The following is an 11,325-nucleotide window of genomic DNA, read 5'->3' as shown; positions in this document are numbered from 1 at the left end:
CCCTTTCCCGGCTGCCGGCTCTTTCCCGCCCGCCGCGCCCGCCCCGGCCCCGGCTCCGGCCGCCGCCACTCCCTTCCCCACGCCGGTCCCGCCCGCCTCCCCGATCCCGCCCGCGTCCCCCGTCCCCGCGGCGGCGCCCGCCCCGGCCGCGGCCGCGATGACCCCGCCCATGGGCCCCACCCCGCCCGGGGTCCCCGCCCGGGGCGGCCTCACCGCAGCACAGGTACGCGGCACGACGGGCATGCCGGGCGGCCTGACCACGGCCCCCGCCACCGGCTGGCCCAACGCCCAGAGCTGGCCGAACGCGGCGGGCATGGGCCAGGCGGGCTGAAGACTGCGCGCGCCTCACACCGGGGTGCGGGTCAGTAGGCGACGGGCCAGCCGCTGCTCCAGTTCAGGAGATTGATGCCCAGCTTGGGCGTGCCGTTGTCGTTGCCGTCGTAGTAGTGGTAGACGATCAGGTCCCCGTCGGTGTCCTTCATGATCGATTGTCCGCCGGGGCCGATGTACCGCCCGTGCGACTCCAGCACGGGGGTGCCGCCGTTGTTCATGAGCGCGACGCCGTTCTTGTCGTAGTACGGCCCGGTGACGCTGGTGGCGCGGCCGACCTTGACCTTGTAGGTGGAGCCGGTGCCGGCGCAGCAGGTGTCGTACGAGGCGAAGAGGTAGTAGTAGCCGCCCCGTTTGACGATGTACGGCGCCTCGACTGCCTTGGTCCCGGTCGGCCGGGAGGCGAGCGAGTACCGGGTCGTGTTGGAGGAGAGCTGCTTCCCGGTGGACGGGTTGATCTGGATCATCTTCAGGCCGGTCCACCAACTCCCGAACGACAGCCACCACTTGCCGTCGCCGTCGACGAAGAGGTTGGGGTCGATGGCGTTGTAGTCGCTGGCGGTGGTGGAGGAGTAGACGGTGCCCTGGTCCGTCCAGGAGCCGGGCAGGCCGGTCGTGGAGGTCGCCAGCCCGATGGCGGACCTGTTCGAGCCGAAGGTCGAGACGGCGTAATACATCAGGTACTTGCCGCCCTGGTACGAGATGTCCGGCGCCCACGCCTCGGTCGCGCCGTACGACGACCACCAGCCCGGCTTCGTCGAGAAGGCGTCGCCGCCGGCGCTGAACGCGGTCCGGTCGGTGGAGGTGCGGTAGGACAGGCCGCCTCCGGTGGCGTACAGCAGGTAGCGGCCGTCGGACGTGCGGATCATCGTCGGGTCGTGGACGACGGTGGATCCGGTGACCCGGCCGGGGTTCGGGTACGCCGACGCGGTGCTCGGGACCAGTGCGAGCAGCAGGGCTGCGGGCAGGGCGAGGAGTGCGGTGCGGCGGCGGAGGGGGGTGGTGCGGCTCACGCGGGGCCTCCATGACGTGTGGGGGATGGTCGACATCTCGTCCGGTGATCGCAGATTCGGACGGAACCTAGAATCGAATCACTTGCGCGTCAACGGTTCACGCACACCGACTGCTGTCTCAACACCCGACTTGACGAGGCGTCACTTTGCCGAACTGACAGCCCGTGGACAGCATCGATCCCTAAGGTGCCGTGTCCATGACAGACAACCCGGAAGTTCGCAGCAACGTCGCGCGCCGTACCGTGCTGATCGCCACGGGCGCCACCGCAGCCACCCTCGCCGTGGGCGCCGCCGCGCCCGAGGCACCCACCACCGGAGCGACCGCCCCCGTCGCCGCGGCCGCCGTCTGCACCCTCACCAGGGAGATGACCGAAGGCCCCTACTACCTCGACGGGCAGCTCGTCCGCCCCGACATCACCGAAGGCAAGGCGGGCATCCCGCTCAAGCTCGCCCTCACCGTCGTCGACGACGACACCTGCGCCCCGCTCAGCAACGCACTCGTGGAGATCTGGCACGCGGACGCGCTCGGCGAGTACTCCGGCTTCGTCGGCAACAACGGCCACAACGAGCCCGACAACGGCACGTTCCTGCGCGGCGGCGTCCTCACCAACACCCGTGGCGTCGCCAACATCACCACGGTCTACCCCGGCTGGTACCGCGGCCGCTGCATCCACATCCACGTCAAGGTGCACACCAACGTCACCCTGACCTCCGACGGCTCCTTCACCGGCGGCCAGGAACTCCACACCGGCCAGCTCTTCTTCGACGAGGCGATCACGCGCCGCGTCGCCACGGTGTCGCCGTACTCGACCAACACGGTCACCCGCACCACCCTCGCCCAGGACTCCATCTACGACGACGGAGGCGCCGCATCCGGCCTCCTCACCCTGACGGCCCTGGGCAGCACGACGTCGGCGGGCTACGCCAGCACGCTCACGCTGGGGGTCGAAAGAAGCTGAACCGAGGCAACACCCGCTCCAAGGTGCCCTGGGTGACCGTACGCCGGCAACCGCGGTTCCCCAGGGCCCCCGCCCGGTCACGGACGACAACAACAGCGGCCGCCAGACGACCCGCTTCTACGTCCTGGCGGTCGCGGGCCCCTGAGCGCCGCGCAGGTCGATTTCCGCCCGCACGGTCTTCCCGGGCGGCGGCTCCCGGTCCAGCACCTCCCACCGGTCGGCGAGCGCGTCCACGAGCACGAGCCCATGCCCCGTCTCGTCCAGCGGCTGGGGCGGTCGTACGGTGCCGGGTGCGGGCGGAAGCGGTCCGGTACGGGTGTCGGTGACCTCGACGCGGACACTGCCGGGGACGAGGGAGAGCCGCAACTCGAAGTCCCGCCCGGGCACGCGCCCGTGTGTCACCGCGTTCGCGGCCAGCTCGGCGACGATCAGCCCGAGCGCGTCGGAGGTCTCGGTGCCGTGCGGGATCCCCCAGGAGTGAAGCTGGTTCAGAACGAGGTACCGGGCGAGACGGGCGCCGCGCGGGGTGGCGCTGAGACGCTGGGTGAACACACGTACGGTAACCGGGTGCTGGGGGGAGGGAGGTGCAGTCATGCGGCCAATCTGACGGGCCTGACTCGCACTTCACCAAGGGCGCACCGCGTACGGAGGTGCAGCGTACGCGGCTACGGACTGGACAGTATTGGTGACTGTGCGTGACCATGTCGCGCGGGAGGTGGCCAAATGGTGGTCGATGGTGAGCCGGATTCCTCAGACAGCTTGCGGACGTTCGGGGCGGTCGTCCAGGCGTTGCGCGAACACGCGGGGCTGAGCAGGGAGGAGTTCGCCGAGCTGGTCCGCTTCTCCAAGCACACGGTGGCGTCGGTGGAGCTGGGGAGACGGATGCCGGATCCAGCGTTCGTGGAGCGGGCGGAGCAGGCGCTGGGGAACACGGGGGCGCTGCGGCGGGCGGCAGAGCATCTGGCGCGCCAGCCGGGGTTGGCGGCTTGGTTTCGGCGGTGTGCGGGGTTGGAGGCGTTGGCGATCACGCTGTACACGTACGAGTGTCGGCTGATTCCGGGGTTGTTGCAGACGGAGGCGTATGCGCGCCAGTTGTTCGTCGACCAGTTGCCGCCGCTGGGGGATGAACAGATCGAGGCACAATGGGCCGCCCGGGCCGAGAGGAAGCGACTGCTGCTTGACCGACCGAACACGGCGTTCAGCTTCATCCTCGAAGAGCAGCTGTTTCTGCGGCGGACGGGCGGGGAGAAAGTCACTCGAGAGCTCATCGGTCACGTGCTGGAAATGGCCGAGCTGCGAAACATCGAGATCCAGGTCATGCCGCTGGTGCGGGAGTCGCACGCGGGGCTGGCGGGACCCATCCAGTTGTTGGAGACCCCCGAGGCACGGTGGTACGCGTACAACGAAGGGCAGCGCGGCGGCCTGCTCGTCTCTGACCCGAAAGAGGTCAGCGTCCTCCAAAGGCGATATGCCAGGATGCGTTCACAGGCTCTCACCCTCCCGGACTCCTTGAGCCTGCTGCAGCGGATGCGAGGAAGCCTATGAGCACCAGCGAACTGACTTGGTTCAAGAGCAGCTACAGCAGCAGCGGTGACGGCGACTGCGTCGAGGTCGCCACCCGCCCCGACACCATCCACGTCCGCGACTCCAAGAACACCCAGGGCCCACAGCTCGCCCTCTCCCCCACCGTCTGGGCCGACTTCCTCACCTCTGTCACGACGTGACCGTCGGGGCGACCCTCACCCACGCCAACCGCAAAGCGCCGGAGTGAAGGTCGCCCCCCGCCCTACTTGGCCGGGCATTCCTTCCAGGCCATGTGGTAGGTCGTGCTGATGTCACCGTCGGTCGAGTCCATGGTCATGAAGCTGACCTTGCTCGGGGAGGACGTGCCGGCGTTGACGCGCAGCTCGGTGTTGATGTTGAAGTTGCGCTGGACGCCGCAGGGGGCGTAGACGAGCTGGGCCCAGTCCGTGGTGTCGGTCGCCTGCCAGTTGTCGTTGAGGGCGCCGGAGAACGGGTGGTTCTTGAAGACCGTGCTGGAAGAGCCCTGGAAGTAGTACGAGGCCCGCTGCACGGCGCTCGCGCCCGACTGGAGCGAGGCGAAGCCCCGGTAGTCCGCGCTGGCGATGGCGTAGGTGAAGCCCTGCGGGACGTGGACGATCAGGCTGAGCTGGCAGTTCTTGCGGAACGCCGTGGGGTCGGAGTTGCCGCCGACCTGGGCGAGGTAGTCGCTGTACGTGACCGTGAACGCGGTGTTGTCCTCGGAGACGGCGACCGCCGCCGTGCCTGCCGGACAGCCGGAGCCGTTCACCGTGGCGACCTTGATGACGATCTTGTCCGGGGGCGGGTCGACGAACCCGGTGGACGGGTTGTGCGCGGGTACCGCGGCGGTGACGAGAGCGGCGACCGCGCCGCCCAGGAGCAGCCCACTTGCCATGGTCTCTCCCCTTCGTTCGGATCGGTGGGGGGTGGATGCGCCCGCGCGACCCCACAGCAACTCTGTGAAGAATGAATGAAGTTGCTGTGAAGGAGCGAGGCGATCGAATCGTAGGGAGACCCCCGTGAACCGGCCAGGTCGAACTCCGGCCATTCACCCCGGCCCGTTCACACACCCACCCGCGCCGTACGGTTCCGCCCTACGGGTTCTCCCAGGCCGCCGGCTCCTCCGCCAGCCGCTGGACCGGCTCCGGCAGGGCGTCCGCCGCGATGTCGGCGATCGTGACGCCCTCCAGGATGCGCCGCACATTGGCCCTCAGCGCGATCCACAGGGGGAGGAGGGGCTCGGCCGTGCCCGTGTAGGTCAGGCCGGTCGGGCGTTCACCGCGTACGGAGACGATCGGGCCGTCGACCGTCCTGATCACGTCCGCGACGGTGATCGTCGCGGGGTCGCGGGCGAGCCGGTAGCCGCCGCCCCCGCCGCGCCTGCTCTCGACGAGCCCGCCGCGCCGCAGGTCCCCGAGGATCCCCTCCAGGAACTTGTGCGGGATGTCCTGCGTCTCGGCGATCGACTCCGCCTTCACGGGGTCGCCGCCCTGCCGCACGGCGAGCTCCAGAACCGCCCGTACCGCGTAATCCGCACGTGCCGAGATCCTCATGTCCCCATTGTGGGGTGTCCCGCTGTGCACAATGGCCCCGCACAACGGACCCCGGGCTCGGGAGGCCCCCGTGGAGCTCAGCAGACGTACCTTCAGCGCCCTCGCGGGCACCGCCGCCCTCGGCCTGGCGCTGGGCGGCAGCGGCGGTGCCACCGACGCCCACGCCGCGCACCCCGTGCCCACCGGACCGGCGCCCGCGCCCCCCGACGCCGACGGGAAGCGGCACACGGTCGCCTTCGACCGCTACTCCCTGCTCGTCGACGGCCGCCGGCTGGTCGTGTGGTCCGGCGAGATGCACCCCTTCCGGCTGCCCAGCCCCTCCCTGTGGCGGGACGTGCTCCAGAAGATGCGGGCGCACGGCTACAACGCGGTCAGCGTCTACGTCTCCTGGAACTACCACTCCCCCGCCCCCGGCCGGTACGACTTCACCGGCGTCCGCGATCTCGACCTGTTCCTGCGGACGGCCGCCGAGACCGGGCTCTACGTCATTCTTCGGCCGGGGCCCTACATCAACGCCGAGATCGACGGCGGCGGCTTCCCCGGCTGGCTGACGGTCACCAAGGGCACGGCCCGGACCGCCGACCCCACCTACCTCTCCCACGTCGACCAGTGGCTGACCGCGGTGAACCGGATCGCCTCCCGGCGCCTGTACAGCGACGGCGGCGGCACGATCCTGCTCTACCAGATCGAGAACGAGTACGACTCCCACGTCACCGAGCCGGCCGGGCGCGACTACATGGCCCATCTGTACCAAAAGGTGCGCGCCGACGGCATCGACGTGCCCCTCTTCCACAACGACAAGGGCCGCAATGGCCATTGGGTGCCGGGGTCGTTCGACACCGGTGGGGAGCGGGGGCGTTGGCTGTACGGGTTCGACGGGTATCCGTCGCCGTCCCAGGCGCCGCCGGACTGGGGGCACTTCGGGAGCGGTGGGCTGACGGGCGGGGCCACCGCCAGTCCCGAGACGCCCGGGTTCGTACCCGAGTTCGGGGGCGGGTGGTTCGATCCGTGGGGCGGGGTGTGGTTCAAGGGGAAGGGGTACGCGGAGTCCCGGCGGACCCGGGACGCGGCGTACGAGCGGCGCTTCTACCTGACCAACCTCGCCAACGGGATCACGCTCCACAACGTCTACATGACCTTCGGCGGGACGTCGTGGGGCTGGCTGCCCGCGCCGGTCGTCTACACGTCGTACGACTACGGGGCGGCGTTCGACGAGGGGCGCAACCCGACGGCCAAGCTGGTGCCGATGCACCAGTTCGGGCATCTGCTCCAGCACGTGCCGGACTTCGCCAAGCTGGACCGGGCGGCGGACGTCCAGGCGGACGGGCTGCGCGTGTACCACCTCACCAACGCCGACACCGGCGCGCACGTCTACGTCCTGCGCAACGACGGGACCGACTCCGTCACCTCGGCGCTGAAGGCCGCCGGGACCGACCTCAGGGTCACCGTCCCCGGCCGTGACGCCCGCCTCCTCGCCACCGGGCTCACCCTCGGGCACCGCACCCTGCGCTACTCCACCGCCCAGCCCATGCTGGCCCTCACCGTCGGACAGCAGGACATCGCCGTGTTCACCGGGCGGGCGGGTGAGACGACGCGGACCGTGCTGGAGTGCGCGAGCGAGCCGGCGGTGACCGTGCTGGAAGGCAAGGCCACGTACACGTACACCTCGGGCGCCCTGCGCGTCGACGCCGAACTCGGCGGTCTGACACGGGTGTCGGTGGTGGGCGGCGAGGTCGGCACGCCCCTTCTGCTGCTGTTCGCCGACGACGACACCTCCGTACGACTGTGGCCCCGGGACACACCGGCCGGGCCGGTCCTGGTGTACGGCCCGGCCCTGCTGCGCACCGCCGGATCGAGCGGCACCACCCTGCGCCTCACCGGGGACACGGCCGGGGCCGTCGACCTGGAGGTCTGGGCGCCGGGCGGGCTGAGGCAGGTCTCGTGGAACGGCGCCGACCTGGCGATGCGGGCCACGCCGACGGGCAGCCTGCTCGGCGAGCGGCGGCTGGCCGGTGTGGGGGCGGTGACGCTGCCCGTGCTCGGCGGGTGGCGGTTCCGGGCCGAGAACCCCGAGTCCGCGCCCGGCTTCGACGACTCCCGCTGGCAGGTCGCCGACCGGACGGCCTCGTACAGCACGACCCCCGTACCCGACGGGCAGCCCGTCCTCTTCGCGGACGACTACGGCTTCCACTACGGCGACGTCTGGTACCGGGGGCACTTCACGGGCGCCACCGGCGTCGAGGAGGTGTCGCTCGCGTACAGCACCGGCACCCAGGGGATGCTGCTGGCCTGGATGGACGGGGAGCCGCTGGGCGGGCACCGGATGCCGGTCCCGGACAACGACACGGTTCGGCAGGGAAGTTGGTCGGACACGGTGGTGTTGCCCGTACCGGAGAAGCCGCGTACGGGCGGGGCGCATGTGCTGTCCGTGCTCGTGCGGCGGATGCAGCACGACCAGGACGGAAAGGCGCTGGACACGCACAAGGTGGCGCGTGGACTGACGGAGGTCACCTTCAAGGGCGGCTCCCCGCAGGTCACTTGGCGGATGCAGGGTGAGGCGGGGGTCGACCCCGTGCGGGGGCCGCAGAACAACGGCGGGCTGTACGGGGAGCGCGCGGGATGGCATCTGCCGGGGTACGCGGACCGGGAGTGGCGGCAGACCGCGCTGCCGCGGGCGGAACGGCGGCAGGGGGTGACCTGGTACCGGACGGAGTTCCGGCTCGCCGTCGACCCCGGTATCGACGCCTCGGTCGGGCTGGTCCTCGACGACGACCCGAGCCGCTCGTACCGCGTCCAGATCTTCCTCAACGGCTGGAACATGGGCCAGTACATCAACGACGTGGGCCCGCAGCACACCTTCGTCCTGCCGAACGGCGTCCTGCGCACCCGGGACACCAACACCCTGGCCCTCGCGGTGCTGTCCGACGGGACCACCCCGGCGGGGCCGGGCCGGGTACGGCTCACCCTGCTGGGCTCGGCGGCGGGCGGGGTGCCGGTGACGCCGGTGGGGTAGTCAGGCCGCCTGGTCGTAGTCGGCCGGTACGTCCTCGTCGGTGGGCCTGCCGTGGCCGCGGCCCCGCTTCTCCCAGGCGCGGAGCGCGGCCCAGAGCAGCGTCCACGCGGGGACGAGGTACCAGGGCACCGGCCAGGCGGCCCGCCACCAGCCGGCGGCCGGGGAGAGGACCTCCTCGGTCGCCGCCGCGAGCATGGCGACGCCGAGGGTCCAGCACAGGAGGCGTCCCGCGCATCTGACGGCCGGACCCGGACGGATCATAGGGGGATCTCCCGCATTAAAGGGTGATAGTCATACAAGCGTGCCTCCCGTGGCGGGAGGCACACAACCCTTCGTCTGCGGCCAACAGGGACCGCTTACTTCGCCGTCACGCCAGCCGGATCACGTTCCACGACAGCGGCTCCAGCACCGCGCTCAGCCGGCTGTCCTGGAGCGTCGTGCCCTCCGCCGCGTGCGGGGCGACCCGCTCGGGCTCGGCGAGCGTGTTGCGGGCGTCCGGGTCGGCGTCGGCGAGGACGCTGTGCTCGACGACGCTCGTCAAGTCGAGTCCGCTCAGGGCGACTTCGAGCGGCAGCGTCTCGGTACGGCTGCGGTTGACCGCGAACACGGTGACCGAACCGTCCTCCGCGCGGACCGCCGTGGCGTGCAGGAGGTCCGCCTCGCCGTACTTCTTCGTCTCGTACGTCGGCGAGTCCACGCGGACGTCCAGGACCTCGCCCCGGCCGTACTTCGACGCCTGGGCGAACGGGAAGAACGTCGTCTGGCGCCAGGCCGGGCCGCCCGGCTCGGTCATGATCGGGGCGATGACGTTGACGAGCTGGGCGAGGCAGGCGACGGTGACCCGGTCCGCGTGCCGCAGCAGGGCGATGAGCAGCGAGCCGAAGACGACCGCGTCCATGACGCTGTAGTTGTCCTCCAGGAGACGCGGGGCCTCCGCCCAGTCCCGCGCGCCGGAGTTCTCGATCTCGTGCCACTCCGAGATGTACCAGACGTTCCACTCGTCGAAGGAGAGGTTGATCTTCTTCTTCGACTTCAGCTTCGCGCCGATGTGGTCGGCGGTGGCGACCACGTTCTCGATGAAGGACTCCATGTCGACGGCGGAGGCCAGGAAGGAGTCGAGGTCACCGTCCTCGGGCTGGTAGTAGGCGTGCAGGGAGATGTGGTCGACGAGGTCGTACGTCTCCTCCAGGACCGTCGCCTCCCAGGCGGCGAAGGTCGGCATGGACTGGCTGGAGGAGCCGCAGGCGACGAGTTCGACGCCCGGGTCGATCTGGCGCATCGCGCGGGCGGTCTCGGCGGCTATCCGGCCGTACTCCTGGGCGGTCTTGTGCCCGGTCTGCCAGGGGCCGTCCATCTCGTTGCCGAGACACCAGAGTTTGATGCCGAAGGGGTCCTTGTCGCCGTGCGCGGCACGGAGGTCGGACAGGGCCGTGCCGGCGGGGTGGTTGGCGTACTCCTGGAGTTCGAGGGCTTCGGCGACGCCCCGGGTCCCGAGGTTGAGGGCCATCATGGGCTCGGCCTGGGGGCCGACCTTCTTCAGGAAGGCGATGTACTCGGAGAGGCCGAAGCGGTTGGTCTCGGTGGAGCGCCAGGCGAGGTCGAGGCGGCGGGGGCGGTCCTCGACGGGGCCGACGGAGTCCTCCCACTTGTATCCGGAGACGAAGTTGCCGCCTGGGTAGCGGACGGCGGTGACGCCGAGTTCCCGGACGAGGTCCAGGACGTCGGTGCGGATGCCGTCCTCGTCGGCGGTGGGATGGTCCGGTTCGAAGATGCCGGTGTAGACGCAGCGGCCGAGGTGTTCCACGAAGGAGCCGAAGACGCGGGGGTTGACCTGACCGATGCTGAAGGCGGGGTCCAACGTGAAGCGGGCGGCGGTGCTCATGGGTGCCTTTCGGTTCAATTTCGTCTACAGGTGATTCGTGGCTTGTCGCGCGGTTCCCCGCGCCCCTAAAGGACGATCGGCCAGCCGTTTCTTGTCCAGCCGAGGTGGTTGATCCCAAGCTTTGGCGTGCCTGAGTCCTGTGCGTCGTAGTAGTGGTAGGCCAGCCAGTCCTGGCCCCCGGCGCGGAAGACCGACTCGCCCCCCGTGCCGACGTACCTCCCGTGACCCGCCAGCAGCAGGTCGCCGCCGCCCTCCAGGAGCGGTGTGCCCTTGCTGTCGGTGTACGGGCCGGTGATCGCCGTTGATCTGCCCACCCTGATCTTGTACGTGGAGTTCACTCCCGCACAACAGGCGTCGTACGACGCGAAGAGGTAGTAGTAGCGGCCGTGCCGCACGATGGACGGGCCCTCGACCGCGTACGGGGCATCCGGACGGGTGGCCAGGTGGTGGACGGTGGCGTCGGGCCGGGCCTTGCCGGTCCTCGAGTCCAGTTCGACCATGCGGATGCCCGTCCAGTACGAGCCGAACGACATCCACAGCCTGCCGTCCGCCCGGACGATCGCCGGGTCGATGGCGTTCCAGGAATCGCTGGTCTCGGAGCTGAGCACCTTGCCGTGGTCGGTCCAGGTGCCGGGGAGGCCGGAGGGGGACGTGGCCACGCCGATCGCGGAGTGGTTGGTGCCCCAGGAGGAGACCGCGTAGTAGAGCCAGTACCGGCCCGCGCGGTACGACACGTCCGGCGCCCAGGGATCACCGGTGCCGTTGTACTCGTACCACCAACTCGGCGGCTCGGCGAAGGCGTTGCCCGCGTCGGTCCAGTTCCGCAGGTCCTTCGAGAGCCGGGCGCCGATCACACCGCCGGTCGAGTACGCCACGTACTGGCCGGACTTCAGCCTCAGCACGGTCGGATCGTGAATGATCTGCTGGCCGGTGATCGGGAGCGGGTCGGGGTAACTCGCCTTTGCCTGGGCGGGAGTGGGGAGTAAGGCGAACAGGACCGCCGCCGCCACGGCCGTCATCGCTCTGCGCGCTC

At 70.2% G+C, this 11,325-nt stretch carries 11 protein-coding genes and 1 pseudogene; 5 read left to right on the top strand and 7 right to left on the bottom strand.

All coding sequences use genetic code 11. The annotated features are described in order from the left end of the window. Window positions 1-331 (top strand): annotated as a pseudogene (locus IG99_RS45215) (histidinol-phosphate aminotransferase family protein); the annotation flags it as partial. A gap of 31 nt (window positions 332-362) precedes the next feature. On the opposite strand, the gene IG99_RS10880 reads toward IG99_RS45215, so the two are convergent. Further along, a complete protein-coding gene (locus IG99_RS10880) occupies window positions 363-1,379 on the bottom strand; it encodes an arabinan endo-1,5-alpha-L-arabinosidase (RefSeq protein ID WP_051865153.1) in 1,017 nt (338 codons plus the stop codon). Between the two features lie 161 nt (window positions 1,380-1,540). On the opposite strand from IG99_RS10880, the gene IG99_RS10875 reads away from it, so the two are divergent. Further along, window positions 1,541-2,302 (top strand): intradiol ring-cleavage dioxygenase, encoded by a 762-nt coding sequence (locus IG99_RS10875; RefSeq protein WP_037672189.1) that lies wholly within the window; start codon window positions 1,541-1,543, stop codon window positions 2,300-2,302. Between the two features lie 117 nt (window positions 2,303-2,419). Here IG99_RS10875 and IG99_RS10870 read toward each other — a convergent pair whose 3' ends face one another. Continuing rightward, window positions 2,420-2,896, bottom strand: coding sequence for an ATP-binding protein (locus IG99_RS10870; RefSeq protein WP_037672187.1), 477 nt, complete (start codon window positions 2,894-2,896; stop codon window positions 2,420-2,422). A gap of 129 nt (window positions 2,897-3,025) precedes the next feature. Here IG99_RS10870 and IG99_RS10865 point away from each other — a divergent pair, with 129 nt between their 5' ends. Then, window positions 3,026-3,847, top strand: a complete 822-nt coding sequence (locus tag IG99_RS10865) for a helix-turn-helix domain-containing protein (protein WP_037672185.1) — start codon at window positions 3,026-3,028, stop codon at window positions 3,845-3,847. Next, on the top strand, window positions 3,844-4,026 hold the full coding sequence (locus IG99_RS10860; protein ID WP_037672184.1) for a DUF397 domain-containing protein: 183 nt from the start codon (window positions 3,844-3,846) through the stop codon (window positions 4,024-4,026). Before IG99_RS10865 ends, IG99_RS10860 begins: the two co-directional genes overlap by 4 nt. A gap of 62 nt (window positions 4,027-4,088) precedes the next feature. Here IG99_RS10860 and IG99_RS10855 read toward each other — a convergent pair whose 3' ends face one another. Both IG99_RS10855 and IG99_RS10850 read right to left on the bottom strand, forming a co-directional pair. Beyond that, entirely contained in the window at window positions 4,089-4,739 is a 651-nt protein-coding gene (locus IG99_RS10855) for a DUF4360 domain-containing protein (RefSeq protein WP_037672183.1), read from the bottom strand. 199 nt (window positions 4,740-4,938) lie between these two features. Further along, window positions 4,939-5,397: an RrF2 family transcriptional regulator gene (locus IG99_RS10850; RefSeq protein ID WP_037672181.1), complete on the bottom strand. Its 459-nt coding sequence runs from the start codon at window positions 5,395-5,397 to the stop codon at window positions 4,939-4,941. A gap of 70 nt (window positions 5,398-5,467) precedes the next feature. Here IG99_RS10850 and IG99_RS10845 point away from each other — a divergent pair, with 70 nt between their 5' ends. Next, entirely contained in the window at window positions 5,468-8,410 is a 2,943-nt protein-coding gene (locus IG99_RS10845; protein ID WP_037672180.1) for a glycoside hydrolase family 35 protein, read from the top strand. On the opposite strand, the gene IG99_RS10840 is transcribed toward IG99_RS10845, so the two are convergent. The 3 genes from IG99_RS10840 to IG99_RS10830 form a co-directional block, all read right to left on the bottom strand. Next, window positions 8,411-8,671, bottom strand: a complete 261-nt coding sequence (locus IG99_RS10840) for a hypothetical protein (protein ID WP_037672178.1) — start codon at window positions 8,669-8,671, stop codon at window positions 8,411-8,413. Window positions 8,672-8,777: 106 nt separating this feature from the next. Continuing rightward, a complete protein-coding gene (gene arfA / locus IG99_RS10835; RefSeq protein ID WP_037672177.1) occupies window positions 8,778-10,292 on the bottom strand; it encodes an arabinosylfuranosidase ArfA in 1,515 nt (504 codons plus the stop codon). 65 nt (window positions 10,293-10,357) lie between these two features. After that, complete coding sequence (locus tag IG99_RS10830; RefSeq protein WP_037672175.1) at window positions 10,358-11,311, bottom strand: arabinan endo-1,5-alpha-L-arabinosidase; 954 nt, start codon at window positions 11,309-11,311, stop codon at window positions 10,358-10,360. Window positions 11,312-11,325 lie beyond the last annotated feature (14 nt).

The sequence above is a fragment of the Streptomyces griseus subsp. griseus genome, assembly GCF_000720255.1.
GTDB classification, from domain to species: domain Bacteria; phylum Actinomycetota; class Actinomycetes; order Streptomycetales; family Streptomycetaceae; genus Streptomyces; species Streptomyces griseus_I.
The sequence above is the reverse complement of the archived record's forward strand: the minus strand, read 5'-3'. Positions and strand labels throughout refer to the sequence as shown.